At 63.7% G+C, this 19,372-nt stretch carries 18 protein-coding genes; 12 read left to right on the plus strand and 6 right to left on the minus strand.

Features of this window, described 5'->3' with window-relative positions:
• Positions 1–99 precede the first annotated feature (99 nt).
• From mltG to fabD, 5 genes are all read right to left on the minus strand, one after another.
• Positions 100–1,386, minus strand: coding sequence for an endolytic transglycosylase MltG (gene mltG, locus JG746_RS24370; RefSeq protein WP_202355044.1), 1,287 nt, complete (start codon positions 1,384–1,386; stop codon positions 100–102).
• A 102-nt stretch (positions 1,387–1,488) separates the two neighbouring features.
• Complete coding sequence (fabF, locus tag JG746_RS24375; RefSeq protein ID WP_202355045.1) at positions 1,489–2,751, minus strand: beta-ketoacyl-ACP synthase II; 1,263 nt, start codon at positions 2,749–2,751, stop codon at positions 1,489–1,491.
• A gap of 34 nt (positions 2,752–2,785) precedes the next feature.
• Positions 2,786–3,022, minus strand: a complete 237-nt coding sequence (locus JG746_RS24380; RefSeq protein ID WP_006203723.1) for an acyl carrier protein — start codon at positions 3,020–3,022, stop codon at positions 2,786–2,788.
• A gap of 198 nt (positions 3,023–3,220) precedes the next feature.
• Positions 3,221–3,958 carry a 3-oxoacyl-[acyl-carrier-protein] reductase gene (gene fabG, locus JG746_RS24385; protein WP_202355046.1) on the minus strand — a complete coding sequence of 246 codons (738 nt, stop codon included), beginning with the start codon at positions 3,956–3,958 and terminating at the stop codon, positions 3,221–3,223.
• A gap of 59 nt (positions 3,959–4,017) precedes the next feature.
• Positions 4,018–4,965: an ACP S-malonyltransferase gene (gene fabD, locus JG746_RS24390; protein WP_202355047.1), complete on the minus strand. Its 948-nt coding sequence runs from the start codon at positions 4,963–4,965 to the stop codon at positions 4,018–4,020.
• Between the two features lie 278 nt (positions 4,966–5,243).
• Here fabD and JG746_RS24395 point away from each other — a divergent pair, with 278 nt between their 5' ends.
• The gene (locus JG746_RS24395) at positions 5,244–7,172 is read left to right on the plus strand and encodes an LTA synthase family protein (protein ID WP_446721069.1); all 1,929 of its coding nucleotides are present in this window, start codon (positions 5,244–5,246) and stop codon (positions 7,170–7,172) included.
• Positions 7,173–7,210: 38 nt separating this feature from the next.
• On the opposite strand, the gene JG746_RS24400 is transcribed toward JG746_RS24395, so the two are convergent.
• A complete protein-coding gene (locus tag JG746_RS24400) occupies positions 7,211–8,848 on the minus strand; it encodes a pilus assembly protein (RefSeq protein WP_202355049.1) in 1,638 nt (545 codons plus the stop codon).
• A gap of 464 nt (positions 8,849–9,312) precedes the next feature.
• Between JG746_RS24400 and rpsF the strand changes: the two genes are divergently transcribed.
• From rpsF to radA, 11 genes are all read left to right on the plus strand, one after another.
• Positions 9,313–9,813: a 30S ribosomal protein S6 gene (gene rpsF, locus JG746_RS24405; protein WP_010915168.1), complete on the plus strand. Its 501-nt coding sequence runs from the start codon at positions 9,313–9,315 to the stop codon at positions 9,811–9,813.
• Positions 9,813–10,061: a 30S ribosomal protein S18 gene (gene rpsR / locus JG746_RS24410; RefSeq protein WP_006203718.1), complete on the plus strand. Its 249-nt coding sequence runs from the start codon at positions 9,813–9,815 to the stop codon at positions 10,059–10,061. Before rpsF ends, rpsR begins: the two co-directional genes overlap by 1 nt.
• Before the next feature lie 201 nt (positions 10,062–10,262).
• Positions 10,263–10,847, plus strand: coding sequence for a 50S ribosomal protein L9 (gene rplI, locus JG746_RS24415; RefSeq protein ID WP_202355050.1), 585 nt, complete (start codon positions 10,263–10,265; stop codon positions 10,845–10,847).
• A 175-nt stretch (positions 10,848–11,022) separates the two neighbouring features.
• Entirely contained in the window at positions 11,023–12,315 is a 1,293-nt protein-coding gene (locus JG746_RS24420; RefSeq protein ID WP_202355051.1) for an SAM-dependent methyltransferase, read from the plus strand.
• Positions 12,316–12,395: 80 nt separating this feature from the next.
• A complete protein-coding gene (locus JG746_RS24425) occupies positions 12,396–12,719 on the plus strand; it encodes a YnfA family protein (RefSeq protein ID WP_202355052.1) in 324 nt (107 codons plus the stop codon).
• 1 nt (position 12,720) lies between these two features.
• Positions 12,721–13,692, plus strand: coding sequence for a small ribosomal subunit Rsm22 family protein (locus tag JG746_RS24430; protein ID WP_202355053.1), 972 nt, complete (start codon positions 12,721–12,723; stop codon positions 13,690–13,692).
• A 121-nt stretch (positions 13,693–13,813) separates the two neighbouring features.
• Positions 13,814–14,527, plus strand: coding sequence for a DUF1428 domain-containing protein (locus tag JG746_RS24435; protein ID WP_202355054.1), 714 nt, complete (start codon positions 13,814–13,816; stop codon positions 14,525–14,527).
• 28 nt (positions 14,528–14,555) lie between these two features.
• Positions 14,556–14,921 (plus strand): YciI family protein, encoded by a 366-nt coding sequence (locus JG746_RS24440; RefSeq protein ID WP_202355055.1) that lies wholly within the window; start codon positions 14,556–14,558, stop codon positions 14,919–14,921.
• Positions 14,918–16,171, plus strand: a complete 1,254-nt coding sequence (locus tag JG746_RS24445; protein WP_202355056.1) for an RNA polymerase sigma factor — start codon at positions 14,918–14,920, stop codon at positions 16,169–16,171. Before JG746_RS24440 ends, JG746_RS24445 begins: the two co-directional genes overlap by 4 nt.
• Positions 16,172–16,371: 200 nt before the next feature.
• Positions 16,372–17,865, plus strand: a complete 1,494-nt coding sequence (locus JG746_RS24450; RefSeq protein ID WP_202355057.1) for a replicative DNA helicase — start codon at positions 16,372–16,374, stop codon at positions 17,863–17,865.
• 86 nt (positions 17,866–17,951) lie between these two features.
• Entirely contained in the window at positions 17,952–19,355 is a 1,404-nt protein-coding gene (radA, locus tag JG746_RS24455; protein WP_202355058.1) for a DNA repair protein RadA, read from the plus strand.
• Positions 19,356–19,372 lie beyond the last annotated feature (17 nt).

Genomic DNA, 19,372 nt, shown 5'->3' on the forward strand with positions numbered 1-19,372 from the left:
CTGCTTGAAAATAACCACGCCACAGGTGCGTCGAAATCGGACGCATGGCGTTCCTTCAAATGTCAGGCTGTCGCCTTCCGGGCAACGCCTTTCTTCGTCTTACTGGGCATCGCCCGCATCGCCGCCGGCGTCACCATTGTCGCCACCGGTGCTGTTGTTGCCGTCGGCAGGCTTGTCGGCGGCTGGTTTGTCGGTAGCAGGCTTGTCGGCATTGCCGTTTGTACCAGCGGCAGCGGCGGCCTTGGCCGCGTCATCGGCCTGCTTCTTCTGCAACGCACGATAACGGGCAACGTTCTCGTTGTGCTCGTCGAGCGTCGCGGCAAAGACGTGACCGCCTGTACCGTCGGCGACGAAATAGAGGTCGTCGGTCTTCGATGGATTGGCCACGGCCTCAAGTGCCGCGCGGCCCGGATTGGCGATGGGCGTCGGCGGCAGGCCGCTGATCACATACGTATTGTAAGGCGTCTGCTTCTGGATGTCCGACTGGTAGATCGGTCGGTCCGCGGGCTTTCCCTTGCCGCCGAACAGGCCATAGATGATGGTCGGGTCGGATTGCAGGCGCATGCCCTTGGCCAACCGGTTGATGAAGACGGCGGCGACGCGCGAACGTTCATCGCCCCTGCCGGTTTCCTTCTCGACGATCGAAGCCAGGGTGACGAAGTCCTCGATATTGGCCAGAGGCAGGTCCGGCGCGCGCCGCTGCCAGACCTCGTCGACCAGTTTCTTCTGGTCGGCCACCAGCTTGTCGATCATCTGCTGGCGCGTCGCGCCACGCGTGAAGCGCAGCGTGTCGGTGGCGAGGCTGCCCTCGGGAGGCGTTGTCGCCGGCATGTCGCCGCTCAAGGCGGGTTCGTCGGCGATGCGCTGCAAGGCCTGCTCGACCGTCAGCCCTTCCGGAATGGTCAGCGAGTACATCACCGACTTGCCGCTTTTCAAAAGCTCCATGATATCGCGCATGGAGGCCCTGGGCTTGATCTCGTATTCGCCGGCCTTGAGCGCGGAATCATTGCCGAAGGCACGCACGCCAAGGCGGAAGACGCGGGCGTCGCTGATCAGTCCACGGCGCTCAAGCTGGTCGGCGATGTCCTGGACGCCTGTGTTCGGCTTGACCAGGAAGGTGTCGCCATTGGCCGAGGGACCGGGTTCGGTGAACTCCTGCTTGCCGAAGTAAAGCGCCGCGCCCGCGGCCAGAACCATCAGCATCACCAGCGAGATGACGAAGTTCATGAACACGACGACCTGGCTGCGCGAAGCGCGCGAGCGCTTCGGCGGCGGCGTTCCGGCTTCCGGCCGCAAGGCCTCGCTGGCCGTCTTCGGCACGATCGGTCCGGTATTGTTCGCCGGCCGTTGCCCGAATTCTCCGTTGCCCGCCGGATTTGTGTTCATCTCGCCCTACCGTTTGATCTCTCAACGAATCCCCTGCGGCAGAGTAGGGGCGAATATGGCAAAATTGACGGCATGCCGAAGCATCGCCCGGCAGCCGGGCGATCAGCCATTGTAGCGTTGGAACACAAGCGAAGCGTTTGTGCCGCCGAAGCCGAAGGAATTGGAGAGCGCCACGTCGATCTGGCGGGAGCGAGGCTTGTTCGGCACCAGGTCGATCGCGGTCTCGCGCTCTGGATTGTCGAGGTTGATGGTCGCCGGCGCGACGTTGTCCCTGATCGCGAGGATCGAAAAGATCGCTTCGGCGGCACCCGCCGCGCCCAGAAGATGGCCGATCGACGACTTGGTCGACGACATCGAAATCTTCGACGCGGCATTGCCGACAAGCCGCTCGACAGCGCCGAGCTCGATCGTGTCGGCCATGGTCGAAGTGCCATGCGCGTTGATGTAGTCGACATCGGCGGGCGTGAGCCTGGCCCGGTTCAACGCCGCGGTCATGCAACGGAAAGCGCCATCGCCGTCTTCAGCCGGCGCGGTGATGTGATAGGCGTCGCCGGTGAGGCCGTAGCCGGTCACCTCGGCATAAATCTTGGCGCCACGCGCCTTGGCGTGCTCGAGTTCTTCCAGCACCACGACACCGGCGCCCTCGCCCATGACGAAGCCGTCGCGGTCACGGTCATAGGGACGCGACGCCGTCTGCGGCGTGTCATTGCGCTCGGTCGACAGCGCTCGGCAGGCGGCGAAGCCGGCGATCGACAGCCTTGTCACCGGCGCCTCGGCGCCACCGGCGACCATGACGTCGGCGTCGCCCCACATGATCAGCCGGGCCGCATCGCCAATGGCGTGCGCGCCGGTCGAGCAGGCCGTCACGACGGCATGGTTCGGGCCTTTCAGCCCGTGCCGGATCGAAACCTGGCCGGAGACGAGATTGATGATCTGGCCGGGGATGAAGAAGGGGCTGATGCGGCGCGGGCCGCGTTCCTTGAGGATCATCGCGTTCTCGGCGATGCCCTCGATGCCGCCAATGCCGGAACCGATGAGCACGCCTGTGGCGCATTGTTCTTCGTGGGTCTTGGGCTCCCAGCCGGAATCCTTCAGCGCCTCGTCGGCGGCCGCAATCCCGTACAGGATGAAGTCGCCGATCTTGCGCAATTCCTTAGGCTCGAGCACGGCCTCGGGATTGAAGGTGGCATTGCTGCCGTCACCACGCGGGACGACGTGGGCGATCTTGCAGGCAAGATCCTCCACCTCGAACTCGGTAATGCGTCTGGCCGCGCTGCGGCCGGTCAGAAGTTCCTTCCAGCTGTGCTCGAAGCCCATGCCGAATGGCGACAACAACCCAAGGCCCGTGACGACGACACGCCTCATCGCAGGTCCTCCCCAGTGATGACTGCGGAAAGCGTCAGGCCGAAGCCTTGTCGATGTACTTCACCGCGTCGCCGACGGTCAGGATGGTCTCGGCCGCGTCGTCGGGAATTTCCACGCCGAACTCTTCTTCGAACGCCATGACGAGTTCGACCGTGTCGAGGCTGTCAGCGCCCAGATCATCGATGAAGCTCGCCTGCTCCGTCACTTTGTCGGCATCGACGCCAAGGTGCTCGATGACGATCTTCTTGACGCGCTCTGCGGTGTCACTCATTTGGGCATCCTCGTCTTTTGTTTGTCTGTCTTCGTTAGCGGGCAGAATGCCGCTAATCAAGCTGAAAGATGGTCCTGCCGGAAACGCAACGGCCACGAACCGGTTTTTGCCCGAACCGCCGGGTTGCGGGCCGCATTACACGAAAAATGGCCGAGGTCCAAGGTGAAATGGTCTCTTTTCACAGGCCCGCCATATCCGTCAAATCATGGCCATGCCGCCATTGACGTGGATGGTCTGGCCGGTGACGTAGGCGGCTTCGTTGGAGGCGAGGTAAACAACGGCGGACGCCACTTCGGCACTCGTGCCCATGCGGCGCGTCGGAATCGCCGCCATGATCGCCTCCTTCTGCTTGTCGTTGAGCTTGTCGGTCATGGCCGATTCGATGAAGCCCGGAGCAACGCAGTTGACGGTGATGTTGCGGGTGGCGATCTCCTGCGCCAGCGATTTGGAGAAGCCGATCATGCCGGCCTTGGAGGCGCAGTAATTGGTCTGGCCGGGATTGCCGGTCACGCCAACCACCGAGGTGATGTTGATGATGCGGCCATGGCGGCGGCGCATCATCGGATGGGTGAGTTCGCGCGTCAGCCGGAAAACAGCGGTCAGATTGACCTCGAGGACGGAGTCCCAATCGGCGTCCGACATGCGCACGAACAGGCCGTCCTTGGTGATGCCGGCATTGTTGACCAGGATGTCGACGCCTTCGAGCTCGGCCTCCGCCTTCTGGCCAAGCGCCTTGACCTCGTCGCGGTTCGACAGATTGGCCGGGAACAGCTTGACCCGGTCGCCGAGTTCGCCCGCCAAGGTTTCCAGTTTCTCGATGCGGGTGCCGTGCAGGCCGACAATGGCGCCTTGCGCATGCAGCACGCGGGCGATCGCCTCGCCGATGCCTCCGGATGCGCCGGTGACGAGCGCCTTGCGGCCGGTCAGTTCGAACATTTTCGTCTCCTGATCTGAGAAAACACCCTTCACACGGGTGGGGTCAAATCGCCAGTGGATTATGCAAGAGCGGCCAGTGCGGCCTCGACATCGGCCGGTGCGCCGACGGCTGCCGTCGCAATGTCGCGGTTGATGCGCCGTGCAAGGCCGGACAGCACCTTGCCGGCGCCGATCTCGTAAAGTGTCGCAACGCCGTTGGCGCCGAACCATTCCACCGTTTCGCGCCAGCGCACGCGGCCGGTGATCTGCTCGACCAGGCGCCGGGCGATCTCGTCGGGATCGCTGGTCGGGGTCACCGTGACGTTGGACACCACCGGCACCACCGGCGCATGCTTCGTCACACCGGCGAGCGCCTCGCGCATGACATTGGCCGCCGGTGCCATCAGCGCCGAATGGAAGGGCGCCGAGACCTGCAGCATCAGCGCCCGCTTGGCGCCCTTTTCGGTGCACAATTTGGCAGCCAGCTCGACCGCCGCCTTGGCGCCGGATATGACCAGCTGGCCGCCGCCATTGTCGTTGGCGATCTGGCAGACCTTGCCGGACCCTTGCGCGGCCTCGGCGCAAGCGGCTTCGACATCCGCCTGCTCCAGCCCGATGATGGCCGCCATGGCGCCCTCGCCGGCCGGCACCGCCGCCTGCATGGCGTTGCCGCGGATGCGCAGCAGCCGCGCGGCATCGGCGACGGACACAAAACCGGCTGCGGCAAGGGCCGAATATTCGCCCAGCGAATGGCCGGCGACATAGGCGACCTTGTCCTTCAGCGAGAAACCGCGCGATTCCAGCGCCCTGATCGCCGCCAGCGAAACCGCCATCAGCGCCGGCTGCGCGTTGGCCGTCAGCGTCAAGGTCTCTTCGGGACCTTCCCAGATCAGCTTCGACAGGTTTTCGCCGAGCGCGTCGTCGACTTCCTGGAAGACCCTGCGCGCCTCGGGAAAGGCGTCGGCGAGATCCTTGCCCATGCCGACAGCCTGGCTGCCTTGTCCCGGAAAGGTGAATGCGACGGCCATGCGAGGGCTCCCGAAGACTGGTTTTACTTGCCTGATAACACGAATTTTCCCTGCCTGTGGCGCAAGGCAGGCCGCCAAGTCAAGCCCGGGTCAACCCTACCCCGGCTCCGAACCGTGCGCCGAGTGCCTGTTCCAAAAGGCTTTTTGGCGATCACTCCTGATGAAAACCGCTCACGAATCGTTCGCTGGCTCTTCTTATTTCCGCTACAGGCGCTAGCTTTGCGTGACAATTATATGACAATCGCGTGACTTGGGTTGTCGCTGGGTGGGAAGTTAAAGTGGCAAAGAGTTCGAAACGCGCGGGTAAAGCCGCGCCTCAATTTCTGGAAGATGATCCGTCCACCGGCTATCTGCCGGGCCGGGCATGGCCGGTCGTCCGTTACGGGCTGATCAGCCTTGCGATCTCGACCATCCTGGTGTTCGCCATCGAACTGATCGTGCGCGGCGACTTTGCCGGCACGGTCTCCTTCTTCCTTCAGCCGCTCAAGCCGGGCTGGACCACCATCGTCGTCTTCGCGCTGATCCTGATTGGCCTCGACGCTGTGCTCGGCCGCAGTCATCAGAGCCTGATGATCGTCGCGCCATTGACGCTGTCGCTGGCCTTTGTCGGCCATCAGAAATCGCATTATCTCGGCGATCCGCTCTACCCGACTGACTTTCTCTACGCCCGCCAGATCGTCGCCCTGCTGCCGCTTCTGGTGCGCGACCGACCGATGACCGCGCTCGCCATGGTCGCCGGCATCGTCGCCGGGCTGTCGCTGCTCGTCTATGGCTGGCGGCTCTGGCGCCGCAAGGTTCCAGCGCTCAGCCACAAGGGCCGCCTTGCGCGGCTGACGCTGGCGGTGCCGCTGCTCGCCTTCTTCGTCTCGATCATGGACTATGCCACCTTCTCCTGGACCAGGGACCGGCTGCAGATCATCCCGATCATGTGGGACCAGAAGGAAAACTACGCCTCCAACGGCTTTGCGCTCGCCTTCGCGCTCAACGTGCCAATGGCGCATGTCTCGGCACCGCCTGGCTATACGGACAAGGCGATCGCGGCGATCGAGCGGCCGCAGATGACGGCATCGGTGCCCGATGAAAAGCCCGACATCATTATCGTCATGAGCGAATCCTTCTGGGATCCGAACAGGCTGCCCGGCGTCACCATCACGCCGGATCCCATTCCCACCGTGCGGGCATTGCGTTCCGGTTCGATGTTCTCGCCTGAATTCGGCGGCATGACCGCCAACATCGAATTCGAGGCGCTGACCGGCTTTTCCAACGCTTTCCTGCCGGCTGGCAGCATCCCCTACCAGCAATATGTGCGCACGCCGACGCCTTCCATGGCGACCTTCCTGAAGAGCGAGGGCTACAGGGCGCGCGCCATCCATCCCGGCACCAACTGGTTCTGGAACCGCGGCGCGGTCTACGCCGATTTCGGCTTCAACGATTTCAGGTCGGAAGAGACGCTGCCGCCCATGGAAAAGCGCGGACCGCTGGCATCGGATGCGGCGATGACGGACGAGATCATCCGCGAAGCCGACGCCAGCGACGACCCGGTGTTCTTCTTCGCGGTCAGCCTGCAGAACCATGGCCCCTATGAGCCAAACCGCTATTACAACCCGACCCACGCGGTGCAGGCGCCGATCAGCCAGTGGGCGCGCGACTCGCTGTTGAGCTATGCGGAAGGTTCAGCCGACGCGGACCGCGGCCTTGAACGGCTGATCGAATGGGCCAAGAAGCGGGAGCGGCCGACGATCGTCGCCTTCTTCGGCGACCATTTGCCGCCGCTTGGGCCGGTCTATGTCGAGACCGGCTTCCTGAAGGACAATGTCGCGCCGCGCAAGGAGCCGACACCGCAGGCCGCCCTCGACCATCACGAAACGCCACTGATCATCTGGTCGAACCGTTCCGGTCCGGTCGCTGATCTCGGCACGGTGAGCCCGGCGTTCCTGCCCTATCATATCCTGACTGCCGCCGGCATCACTCATCCCTACTATACGGGCTTCCTGGGCGAGATGCGGGAGCGCTACCGCGTGGTCGACCGCAACCTGCTTCTGACCCCGGCCGGCGAGGCCACGCCCGACTGGTCGCGGCAGAAAGAGATCGACCCGGCGATCCGCGATTTCCGGCTCATCCAGTACGACATGATGTTCGGCAAGCGCCACGCGGCGCCCGACTTCTTCCCCGAGACGGTCGACAAGGTCGTCGCCCACACGAGCTGAGGGGGTCCGATCCTTTGGAGGTGCGTGTGAGAGGCAGCTTAGTTGGTCAGCTGCAGCCTCGAGAACTTGTTGGCGATCTGCTGGAAAACATCCGGCAGCTTGGCCGGATCGTTGACCGCATAGTAGCCGCTCGGGTCCGAGGCGCAGGCACTGTACAGTGTGCGATTGGCGGCGGTGTCGGACTGCAGCACCATGGTGTAGATCTGCACGCCCTGGTTCTTCAACTGCGTGCACACGCTCTTGGTCCAGCCGTCGACATTGCGGGCCGCCGCCGTCTGGTTGTCCGACCCGAAGCGACCATCGGCCAGATATCCATAGGATGTATAGTCGGACTTGGTCGGCTGATTGCTGGCCCCGTAGACCACGTTCTCGCCGTCGGTGAGCAGCATGACGATCTTGCTGACGCCTGCCGTCTTGAACGGCGCACCGTCGGTATAGGGCGCGCCCGGCGACAGCACCCGCATGCCCCACGACAGGCCCTCCGAAACGTTGGTGCCGGAGCCGTTCCATTCCGTCATCTGGCTCGCCGCCTTGCGCAACTTGTCGAAATCGTCGGTCAGCGGAACGACAGGAGTGGGACAGGCGCGGTTGGGGCCAACGGTGAGGGCGCCGCTTGTCTCGGTGACGATCTTTTTGGTCGACGCGACATATTTGGCGACCTTTTCCAAATCTCCGCGCGTCAGTGCGTTGACCACGGCGGAAGTTAGATCGCTCAGGTCGATATCGAGCACATTGACGCCCGGCTCTTTGAGCTTCTCGTCGTCTATTGTGTCGTCGAGATAGGAATTGTTGTAGCCGGTGGCCGAATTGCCGTAGGAGCCGGAAGGCTTGGCGGCCGGCTCCGGATCGTCAGGGGCGAAATAGGGCACGAACAGCGTGTCGGGCTTCGACGGATCGGGGGGCGTGTCTGAAATGTTGTAGGTGCCGGGCCGCGCCTCGACACAGCCTTTCCAACCGGTGTCTTTCCATCCGCCTTTCAGGCCGAGCTGCTTGAACAGAGCCATGTGGTTGGGCCGTTTGCCCTTGACGACGGGGAAATTGATGCCGTTGGTGGAGGACTTGCCGTGCAAGTCGATCCAGGACGGGTCGAACCCCTCGCCATTGACGTTGACCGCCGTGACGAAGGGTACCAGCGAGGCGCGCACCTGGCGCGTCGGCGATTTCGTCGCCTCGAGCGTGTCCAGCAAGGATTTCGTTGCCGTCCTCAACGCCGTCATGCGGGCACCGGCCATCGAGCCCGTATTGTCGAGCACCAGCACGACTTCGAGCTGATTGTTCGATTCGACCGCCGAGGCGTCGACGACAATGTGTCTGTTCTGGCCAAACAGGAAGGCGAAGTTCAAATTGATGTCCGCCGAGGCAACCGCCTTGGTCTTGATGAAGTTGACGCCCCTGTCGACACTCAGCGTCGCCTGCGCATTGGCGAGTTCGCCATGCCCGGCGATGTTGGCCTGGAAATAGCGGTCGAAGGCGTCGGTGCGGGTGATGTCGAGGTCACCGAGGTGCGAAGAGGCAAGATTTGCGGCGTCGAGCGCATTCTGCAGGTTGCTCTTGGCCCGCATGATGGTTGAGACGTCGACCGCGAATGCCACGGCCGACAGGATGGCCGGCAGACCGAGCGCCATCAGCAGCGCGAAATTGCCGCTCTTCGAGCGCCAGAATCTGTTGAGAAGCATCCTTACCCCCGGAAATGCTTACCGCTTGATATGCGCGGATCGCCCGGGCTTTTGCGCCTTCCTTGATGAATCGACCGTTGACGGCGAGGCCTCAACCCTGCACAACCTGAACTTGTGGTTAAGGGCCGGTTGCCGGAAGCCGCCATGTGGTGACGGTGCTGCCGCCTGATTTTTGGCGACCTGCGACATCGGGAACGCGGCCTGCCCTTGCCTTATCAGCGGATTGCTGTATAGACGCCGCCAATCTGCCGGTCCCAGCTGGGGGCTGAACGGAGGGCCGGAGGTTTTATCAAAGCCTTCGCGTGAAGCCAGAAGTGCTTCCGCCTCCCGTGTCTCCGCTCTCGACCGTCTCGTCATGCTCCTTTCTTCCCCGCCCCTTTAACCGGGACCAGCGGGTCAGAGAAGTTGCAGAGGCTTTTGCCGCCGGGAACCGGGAGAGAAACGAAGAAAGGCACGAAGACATAATGGCTCTTTACGAACATGTGTTTCTTGCCCGGCAGGACCTCTCGCAGCAGCAGGTCGATGCGCTTGTCGAACAGTACAAGGGCGTCATCTCCGCGAATGGCGGGTCCGTGGGCCGGGTCGAGAACTGGGGACTGAAGTCCCTCACCTACCGGGTCAACAAGAACCGGAAGGCATACTACACGCTCATGGACCTCAACTGCCCGCCGGCAGCGCTCAACGAAATGGAGCGCCAGATGGGTCTGTCCGAGGATGTCCTGCGTTTCCTGACCATCAAGGTCGAGGCGCATGAGGAAGGTCCCTCGGCCATGATGCAGAAGCGCGAAGAGCGCTCCGAGCGCGGCAGCTTCGGCGACCGCGACCGTGGGGATCGTGGCCCGCGTTCGTTCGGCGACCGTGATCGCGGCGACCGTGGCGATCGTCCGCCGCGTTCGTTCGGCGACGCCGGTGGCGATCGTGGTCCGCGCCGTCCGCGCGAAGGCTTTGAAGGGGGTGCAGAATAATGGTCGACATCAACCAGATCCCGACCCGGCGCCCGTTCCATCGTCGCCGCAAGACCTGCCCGTTCTCCGGCGCCAACGCGCCCAAGATCGACTACAAGGACGTGCGTCTCTTGCAGCGCTACATTTCCGAGCGCGGCAAGATCGTGCCGTCGCGCATCACCGCCGTCAGCCAGAAGAAGCAGCGTGAGCTCGCCAAGGCGATCAAGCGCGCCCGCTTCCTCGGCCTGCTGCCCTACGTGGTCCGCTAACTCTTCCGAACGGGCGGTTCGCCGCCCGTTCCTTCCACCGGCCATGACGGGCATGACCGGTTCAGACATCAAATCCCGAGTTGAGGCCAAAACCTCTAACTGCCGCGACAGGCAGGACAGCGACACCGGCGCTCAAGGCGCTCAAGCTTCCTGACCTGTTCCAGTGAATTTGGCGCTTGCGCCCAAAGAAAGGAACAAACCATGGAAGTCATTCTTCTCGAACGCGTTTCCCGCCTCGGCCAGATGGGCGATACCGTCAAGGTCAAGGACGGCTTTGCCCGTAATTTCCTGCTGCCGCAGGGCAAGGCGCTGCGCGCCAACGAAGCCAACAAGAAGAAATTCGAAGGCCAGCGCGCCCAGCTCGAAGCCCGCAATCTCGAGCGCAAGTCGGAAGCCAGCCAGGTTGCCGAGAAGCTGGACGGCAAGAGCTTCATCGCCGTGCGCTCGGCCGGTGAAACCGGCCAGCTTTACGGCTCGGTGTCGACCCGCGACATCGCCGAACTGCTGACGGCGGAAGGCTTTTCGGTCAACCGCAACCAGATCCTGCTCAACCAGCCGATCAAGACCATTGGTCTCACCAATGTGGCGATCGCGCTGCATCCGGAAGTCGAGGTCACCGTCACGCTCAACATCGCCCGCACGGCCGACGAAGCCGAGCGCCAGGCCAAGGGCGAGACGCTGACCACCGCCGAAGCCATCTATGGCGACGACATCAACGACAATGCGCGGCCGGAAAACTTCTTCGATCCGAACGCCGAGTTCGAAGGCGGCGAAGACAACGCCTGATCGCATACGACAAGCGAAGGAGCGGCGCTCCGATCACTTTGTCGTAATCCAGCCGTTCTGGACCAATGCCCGGGCCTCTCGCCCGGGCATTTTTGTGCCAAAAGGAACTTTTCGAACCCCCATATATTGTTGCAGAATTAAGGCAGCCAGTCTGACCGTGAGGGGACATTTGGTTATGAACATTCTGCTGAAGCGCGTTCTCGACCGCCTGGTGCGCACGGGCAATCTCAAGGTAACCGGGCCAAAAGGCTCGACAGTCATCTTCGGCGACGGCAGCGGCGAGCCGGTGCACATGCACATCAAGACCCGGCATGCCGAACGCGCCATCACCCTCGATCCGATGCTGGCGGTACCTGAATCCTACATGGACGGCGAGCTCGACATTCTCGAAGGCGGCGTGCTCGGACTGATGCGCATCGCCTTCCAGAACATGGGCAGCGGCGGCATCGACGCGACCTGGTCGAAAGCCATCGAGGGCCTGCGCCACGCCTTCCGCCGCCTGCAGCAGATCAACACCACCTCGCGCTCGCGCCGCAACGTGCAGCGCCATTACGATCTGTCGGGCGACCTCTACCGGCTCTTCCTCGACGAGGACATGCAATATTCCTGCGCCTATTTCGAGCAGCCTGACATGACGCTGGACGAGGCCCAGGCCGCCAAGAAGCGCCACATCGCCGCCAAGCTCAGGCTGAAGGCCGGCCAGACCGTGCTCGATATCGGCTCCGGCTGGGGCGGGCTCGGCCTCTATCTCGCCAAGGCGTTCGACGTCGACGTGCAGGGCGTGACGCTGTCGACCGAACAGCATGGCGTGGCCACCGACCGGGCGCATGCGCAAGGCCTGGAAAACCACGTCCATTTCGAGCTCAAGGATTACCGCGAACTCAACGAGCGCTTCGACCGCATCGTTTCGGTCGGCATGTTCGAACATGTGGGCGTCAATCACTTCCGCACCTTCTTCGACAAGGCGGCGACGTTGCTGAAACCCGATGGTGTCATGCTGCTGCATACGATCGGCCGCTCCGGCGTGCCGTGGGCGACCAGCGCGTTCATCCGCAAGTACATTTTCCCGGGCGGCTATATTCCCGCCATGTCGGAGGTGCTGCCGGCGATCGAGAAGTCCGGCCTGGTGGTTACCGATGTCGAGATCCTGCGGCTTCACTATGCCGACACGCTGAAGCACTGGGGCCAGCGCTTCGCCGCCAACCGCGACAAGGCCAAGGCCATCTACGACGAGCGCTTCTGCCGCATGTGGGAATTCTATCTGGCCGCTTCGGAAGCGGCTTTCCGCTGGCAGGACCTGGTCATCTTCCAGTTCCAGATCGCCAAGAAGAACGACACGCTGCCGATGACCCGCGACTATATGGCCAAATGCGAGAAGGCCTTGGAAATGCGCGACATGGGCCGCCGCGAAGCGGCTGCCGTCGAGAAGCCAGTCAAGCCCGCTCGCCGCCGCAAGGTGGCGGAGTAGACACGCCGTTGGCCATTGGCGCTTGCCATTCCCGGCCCCTGCCCTGAAAAAGGCCTCGTGATCGTCGCGAGGCCTTTTTCATGACCTATCTCCTCTACACCGCCGCGGCGCTCGCCGAAATCGCCGGCTGTTTTTCGGTATGGGCCTGGTGGCGGCTGGAAAGATCGCCCTTGTGGCTGGCGCCGGGCTTGGTCTCGCTGCTTTTGTTCGCCTGGCTTCTGGCGCTGGTCGATACCAATGCGGCGGGCCGTGCCTATGCCGCTTATGGCGGCATGTACATCGCTGCTTCGCTGGCCTGGCTGTGGCTGGTGGAAGGCGTGCGTCCCGACCGCTGGGACCTTGCGGGTGCCGCGCTCTGCATAGCCGGCGCTTCGGTCATTCTGCTCGCACCGCGAGGAGCATAGCGTGGAGCTGCCAGCCCCTCTTCGACAAGCCGTCGATCGCATCCTGGAAAGAATCTCGCTGCCGGAGCTGAAGCAGGCCGCGAAAACACTGTCGGACCGTTACCGTGCAGAAATGCGCGACGGCCGCCTGCACATGGCGCAGGACATGGCGGTCAGGGCCTATCTGGCGACTCGGCTGCCGGCGACCTATGCCGCGGTCCGCGCCAGCCTCGACGCGCTGAGCGCGGCCCGGCCTGAATTCGCACCGAAAACCCTGCTCGATGTCGGCGCCGGTCCTGGTACGGTGCTATGGGCCACCAACGATCTCTGGCCCGATCTCGAACAGGCGGTTTTGCTGGAGGCAAGTGCCGCGGTGCGCAAGGTCGGCGAGACGCTCGCCGCCGATGCCATCACGGCCCGAGCCGTCTGGCGCACTGGCGACGTCACTATTGATCTCGCCGACCTTCAGTCGGCGGACCTTGTTACTTGCGCCTATGTGCTGGACGAGATCGTGCCGGCATCGCTGCCCAAAATGGTCGACCGGCTGTGGCAGCTGACGACCGACACGCTGCTGATTGTCGAGCCGGGCACGCCGGCGGGCTGGCAGCGCATTCTGGCGGTGCGTGCGCAGTTGATCGCGGCCGGCGCGCATGTACTGGCGCCCTGTCCGCACGAGGTGACCTGCCCGCTCACCGCGCCCGACTGGTGCCACTTTTCCCGTCGCGTCGCCCGCTCGCGCCTGCACCGGCTGGCCAAGGACGCCGAGGTGCCGTGGGAGGATGAGAAATTCATCTTTGTCGCCGCGTCGCGCCAGCCGGCCGCCTCCCATGCCGCTCGGGTCATCGCGCCGCCGAAATCCGGCTCGGGCAAGGTTCTGCTCAAGCTTTGCCGGGAAGACGGCACGGCCACGGAGCAGCTGTTCACCAAGCGCGACGGCGCGGACTTCAAGCTGGCCCGGCGACTGGACTGGGGCGACAGGCTGGCGTCCGAATAGAGCGGCAAAGGCACTGCGACAGCGCCAGCAAAGAAAAATCTGGGAGCGGTGTCGAATCCAGGCTGTGCCGTTCGACCATTGGCGTTCTCGGACCTTCCGGGACGCCAACAGGAGAAAGACAATGAACTATATCGCAGGATTTGTCGCCGCCGTGCCCGCCGCCAGCAAGGAAGCCTATCGCAGGCATGTCACCGAGGCGGCGTCGGTGCTGAAGGAATTCGGCACGACCCGGATGGTTGAAGCCTGGGGCGACGACGTGCCCGGCGGCAAGACCACCGACTTCAAGCGCGCCGTGAAGGCAACGCCGGACGAGGTCGTTATCTTTTCGTGGCACGAATATCCCGACAAGACAGCTGCGGACGCCGCCTACCAAACGATGATGAGCGATCCGCGTGTGGCAAAGATCGTCGCGACCATGCCCTTCGACGGCCAGCGCATGATGATAGGCGGCTTCGCATCGATCGTTGACGAGGGCCCTTCCGCCAACCCCGGGTATATTGATGGCTCGCTGGTGCCGGTTCCCGTCGCCAACAAAGCCGCCTACCTTGCCGTGGCCGCGAAGCATGCCGCCGTCATCCGGGAATTCGGCGCCACCCGCATCGTCGAAGCCTGGGGCGACGACATTTCCGACGGCGAGGTCACCGACTACAGGACGGCGGTGAAAGCGCAGGACGAGGAAGCCGTGGTCTATTCCTGGGTCGAATGGCCGTCGAAACAGGTTCGTGACGAAGGCTGGAAGAAGGTGATTGCCGATCCGCGCATGTATGCCGACATCATGCCCTACGACAACGGCCGAAGGGTCCATGGCGGCTTCGCGCCGATCCTCGACGCCTGACCCCGCAAATCAAGACCAGGAAACCATCATGCGCTATGCCTGTCTCATCTACTATCACCCTCAGACACTGTTCGGCGGAAGTCCGCAGGCCAATGCCGCGCTTGCCGAGTGCGCCGGATATGACGAGGTGCTGAAGGCCAGCGGCCATTTCGTCACCGGCGAAGCCCTGGTGCTGCCTGAAGAAGCGATGACCTTGCAGGTCCGCGACGGCAAGATGTCGGCGGTCGACGGCCCGTTCATGGAGACCAAGGAGGTGCTGGGCGGGATCATCGTCATCGAGGCCCGCGACCTCAACGAAGCCGTGCGGGTGGCAAGCGGACATCCATTGGCCACGATCGGCCACATCGAAGTCCGTCCGGTCGTCGACTTCAGCCAGCCCCGGCCGGTGCTGTGAGCGCCGCCGGCACGCATGCCAGCCTGGAGACGGTGTATCGCACCGAGGGGCGGCGCGTGCTGGCGACCTTGATCCGCCTGCTCGGCGGGTTCGACGCGGCGGAGGAGGCCTTGCATGAGGCCTTCGCCGCCGCCGCCGAGCGTTGGCCGCGCGATGGCCTGCCGGCCAATCCCTATTCCTGGCTGGTCTCGGCCGGCCGCTTCCGAACCATCGATCGCTGGCGACGAGAAGCGCGGCTGGCCGGCTCCTTGCCGGAACTGCTGGCTTTGAGCGAACAGACTTTGGAACCGATCGCGCCTGAAGACATAGCGGACGATGAACTGCGGCTCATCTTCGTCTGCTGCCATCCGGCGCTGGCGCCGGACGCACGCATTGCCTTGACCCTGCGCGAGGTGGGCGGCTTGACCACCGAAGAGATCGCCCGCGCCTATCTGACGCCGGCGCCGACCATCGCCCAGCGCATCGTGCGGGCCAAGGCAAGGATACGCGACGAGGCCATCCCCTACGAGGTGCCTGACCGCGGCGAACTGCCGGCACGCCTCGAGAGCGCGCTGCAGGTGATCTACCTGATCTTCAACGAGGGTTACGCGGCAACCCAGGGACCAAACCTGACGCGCGCCGATCTGTGCGCCGAGGCGATCCGTCTCGGCCGGCTGGTGGTGGATCTGCTCGACCATCCAGAAGCACATGGGCTGCTGGCGTTGATGTTGCTGCATGAGGCAAGGCGCGCGACGCGGGTCGATGTGAATGGCGACCTCGTCCTGCTTGAAGATCAGGACCGGTCGCAATGGGACGGCGGACTGATCGCCGACGCCACCGGCCTCATCGGTCGGGCGCTCGCTTCGCGGCAGGTCGGGCCTTACATCCTCCAGGCGGCCATCGCTTCCGTCCACGCGGAAGCGGCTAGTACCGCAGACACCGACTGGACCCAGATCGTCGCGCTTTATGATGTGCTGGGGCGCGTCGCCCCCTCGCCGGTAGTGGCGCTGAACCGAGCCGCCGCCCTTGGCATGCGCGACGGCCCGCGGTCCGGTCTGGCGGCGGTCGACGTCGTGATGGCACAAGGCAGCCTCGATGGCTACCATCTGGCGCATGCGGCGCGGGCCGATATGCAGCGCAAGCTAGGCCTGACTGAAGCCGCACGCACCTCTTACCAACGGGCACTGGACCTGACCCGCCAGCCGGCGGAACGACGCTTCCTGCAGACGCGCCTCAATCAACTCGCCAGCCATTGCACCCTCCACGACTAGACTCGTCCGACCCTGGCGGACGTGTATTTTCCTGTTTTGTTCCCGGTGCAGATTCGCTACGGTCGGTTGCCTGATTCGAGTCAATCGGGATTCTTTCCACCGATTTTTTTGTGCTGTGAACAAGCAGGAAAGGACGACGAATCTTCACCCGCCCTGAACGTGGTCTGCTACGGCAAGGTGGGATTGAATTTGGGGATATCATGGCAGAGGCAGCGCGGAAATTCGGCGTGGCGGAGCAACCGCTGTATCGCGAGGCACCGAACAATATCGAGGCCGAGCAGGCGCTGCTCGGCGCGATCCTCGTCAACAACGATGCCTTCTACCGCGTTTCCGACTTCCTGAAGCCTGGCCATTTCTACGAGCCCCTGCACCGCCGGATCTTCGAGATCGCGGCCGAGCTTATCCGCATGGGCAAGGTGGCGACGCCGATCACCTTGAAAACCTTCCTGCCGGCCGACGAAAAGGTCGGCGACATGACGGTGGCCCAATATATCGTACGGCTGGCCGTCGAAGCCGTCACCGTCGTCAACGCCACCGACTATGGCCGCGCCATCTATGATCTGGCGACGCGCCGCGCGCTGATCACCGTCGGCGAGGACATGGTCAACATCGCCTATGACGCGCCGGTCGACATGTCGCCGTCCGAGCAGATCGAGGACGCCGAGCGCCGGCTGTTCGAACTGGCCGAAACCGGCCGCTATGATGGCGGCTTCGAAAGCTTCACCGACGCGGTCAAGACCGCGGTCGACATGGCCAACGCCGCCTATATGCGCGACGGCCATCTGTCAGGCCTCGCCACCGGCATGCGTGATCTCGATCGCCGCATGGGCGGCCTGCAGGCATCCGATCTGATCGTGCTTGCCGGCCGCCCGGGCATGGGCAAGACGTCGCTCGCCACCAACATCGCCTTCAACATCGCCGAGGCCTATGTGCCGGCGCAGCAGGCGGACGGATCGTTCAAGGCGGCCAATGGCGGCGTCGTCGGCTTCTTCTCGCTCGAAATGTCGTCCGAACAGCTGGCGACCCGTATCATTTCCGAGCAGACGGAAATCTCGTCGTCAAAAATCCGCCGCGGCGAAATCAGCGAAATGGACTTCGAAAAGCTGGTCGCGTGTTCGCAGACCATGCAGAAGATCCCACTGTTCATCGACCAGACCGGCGGTATTTCCATCGCGCAGCTGTCCGCCCGCGCGCGTCGTCTGAAGCGCCAGCGCGGCCTCGACCTGATCGTCATCGACTATATCCAGCTGATGCAGGGTTCATCCGCCAAGTCTTCCCAGAACCGCGTCCAGGAAATCACCGAGATCACCACGGGCCTGAAGGCGCTGGCCAAGGAACTGGCGGTGCCGATCATCGCGCTGTCGCAGCTGTCGCGTCAGGTCGAAAGCCGCGAAGACAAGCGCCCGCAGCTGTCCGACTTGCGTGAATCCGGTTCGATCGAGCAGGACGCCGACGTCGTGATGTTCGTCTATCGCGAGGAATATTACCTCAAGAACCGCGAGCCCAAGCTTGGCACCGAGGAATACGTCAAGTGGGAAAACGAGATGAACGAGATGCGCGGCAAGGCCGAGGTGATCGTCGCCAAGCAGCGCCACGGCCCGACGGGCTCGGTGACGCTCGCCTTCCACGGCGAATTCACCCGCTTTTCCGATCTGGCCGAGGAGCACCATATCGCCGAGAGGTTTGACGAGTAGGCAGTTGTCCGAGATCGCAGCAAACATCCAGGGCGGCGGCTGTCTACGGGCGCCTATTTTCTGCAATTGGTGGACGGCGCATATTCATGGCTAAATCGCGCGTCCAGTTCATCTGCCAGAATTGCGGGTCGGTGCATCAGCGCTGGGCCGGCAAATGCGATGCCTGCGGCGAGTGGAACACGCTGGTCGAGGAAGGCACGTCCGGCGGCATCGGCTCGGGTCCGGCCAACACGCGCAATGCCCGCAAGGGCCGTGCGGTGGTGCTGACCACGCTTTCGGGCGATATCGAGGACGCGCCGCGCATCATCTCGGGCATCGGCGAGCTCGACCGCGCCACCGGCGGCGGTTTCGTACGCGGCTCGGCACTTCTGGTCGGCGGCGATCCCGGCATCGGCAAATCGACGCTGCTCACCCAGGCCGCGGCCGCGCTGGCGTCGCGAGGTCACCGCATCGTCTATGTCTCAGGCGAAGAAGCCGTCGCGCAGATCAGACTGAGGGCGCAGCGGCTCGGCGTCGCCGACACGCCGGTGGAGCTGGCGGCCGAGACCAATGTCGAGGACATCCTTGCCACGATCGCCGACGGCAAGCGGCCGGACCTGGTCATTCTCGATTCCATCCAGACGCTGTGGACCGACCTTGCCGATTCGGCGCCGGGCACCGTCACCCAGGTCCGCGCCTCCGCCCAGGCGATGATCCGCTATGCGAAATCGACGGGTGCGGCCATCGTCCTGGTCGGCCATGTCACCAAGGAAGGCCAGATCGCCGGCCCGCGCGTGGTCGAACACATGGTCGACGGCGTGCTCTATTTCGAGGGCGAAGGCGGCCATCATTACCGCATCCTGCGCACGGTGAAGAACCGCTTCGGACCGACCGACGAGATCGGCGTCTTCGAAATGTCGGACAAGGGGCTGCGCGAAGTCTCCAACCCGTCGGAGCTGTTTCTCGGCGAGCGGCATGCGAAATCGCCGGGCGCCGCGGTTTTCGCCGGCATGGAAGGCACGCGGCCCGTTCTGGTCGAGATCCAGGCCCTTGTGGCGCAATCCTCGCTCGGCACACCGCGCCGGGCGGTGGTCGGCTGGGACGGCGCGCGACTATCGATGGTGCTGGCGGTGCTGGAGGCGCATTGCGGCGTTCGTTTCGGCCAGCACGACGTCTATCTCAACGTCGCCGGCGGCTACCGTATCAGCGAGCCGGCGGCCGATCTGGCAGTCGCCGCCGCACTGGTTTCCTCGCTCACCGGTCTTGCCCTTCCCGCCGATTGCGTCTATTTCGGCGAAATCAGCCTTTCGGGTGCTGTGAGGCCGGTTGCGCATGCGCAGCAACGCCTTAAGGAAGCCGAAAAGCTGGGTTTTGGTAGCGCGGTTCTGCCCTTGGGCAGCGAGGAACTTGCTGGGGGGATCGGGGCCGGCGCTTTCCAGCCTACCGAGCTTGCCGACCTCGTGGCACGCATAGCCGGCTCACGCCGAAGCCGCGTGGACGAAGAAGAGTGACGCGGCTCGCCGAGCCG

The organism is Mesorhizobium sp. 113-3-3 (assembly GCF_016756495.1).
Lineage (GTDB): Bacteria > Pseudomonadota > Alphaproteobacteria > Rhizobiales > Rhizobiaceae > Mesorhizobium.

Bases quoted from the DNA above. Each gene is read 5' to 3' on its own strand.
- mltG (WP_202355044.1), bottom strand. From the start codon at position 1,386: ATGAACACAAATCCGGCGGGCAACGGAGAATTCGGGCAACGGCCGGCG.
- radA (WP_202355058.1), top strand. From the start codon at position 17,952: ATGGCTAAATCGCGCGTCCAGTTCATCTGCCAGAATTGCGGGTCGGTG.
- fabG (WP_202355046.1), bottom strand. From the start codon at position 3,958: ATGTTCGAACTGACCGGCCGCAAGGCGCTCGTCACCGGCGCATCCGGA.
- JG746_RS24435 (WP_202355054.1), top strand. From the start codon at position 13,814: ATGAACTATATCGCAGGATTTGTCGCCGCCGTGCCCGCCGCCAGCAAG.
- rplI (WP_202355050.1), top strand. From the start codon at position 10,263: ATGGAAGTCATTCTTCTCGAACGCGTTTCCCGCCTCGGCCAGATGGGC.
- JG746_RS24425 (WP_202355052.1), top strand. From the start codon at position 12,396: ATGACCTATCTCCTCTACACCGCCGCGGCGCTCGCCGAAATCGCCGGC.
- fabD (WP_202355047.1), bottom strand. From the start codon at position 4,965: ATGGCCGTCGCATTCACCTTTCCGGGACAAGGCAGCCAGGCTGTCGGC.
- JG746_RS24380 (WP_006203723.1), bottom strand. From the start codon at position 3,022: ATGAGTGACACCGCAGAGCGCGTCAAGAAGATCGTCATCGAGCACCTT.
- JG746_RS24420 (WP_202355051.1), top strand. From the start codon at position 11,023: ATGAACATTCTGCTGAAGCGCGTTCTCGACCGCCTGGTGCGCACGGGC.
- rpsF (WP_010915168.1), top strand. From the start codon at position 9,313: ATGGCTCTTTACGAACATGTGTTTCTTGCCCGGCAGGACCTCTCGCAG.
- rpsR (WP_006203718.1), top strand. From the start codon at position 9,813: ATGGTCGACATCAACCAGATCCCGACCCGGCGCCCGTTCCATCGTCGC.
- fabF (WP_202355045.1), bottom strand. From the start codon at position 2,751: ATGAGGCGTGTCGTCGTCACGGGCCTTGGGTTGTTGTCGCCATTCGGC.
- JG746_RS24450 (WP_202355057.1), top strand. From the start codon at position 16,372: ATGGCAGAGGCAGCGCGGAAATTCGGCGTGGCGGAGCAACCGCTGTAT.
- JG746_RS24400 (WP_202355049.1), bottom strand. From the start codon at position 8,848: ATGCTTCTCAACAGATTCTGGCGCTCGAAGAGCGGCAATTTCGCGCTG.
- JG746_RS24440 (WP_202355055.1), top strand. From the start codon at position 14,556: ATGCGCTATGCCTGTCTCATCTACTATCACCCTCAGACACTGTTCGGC.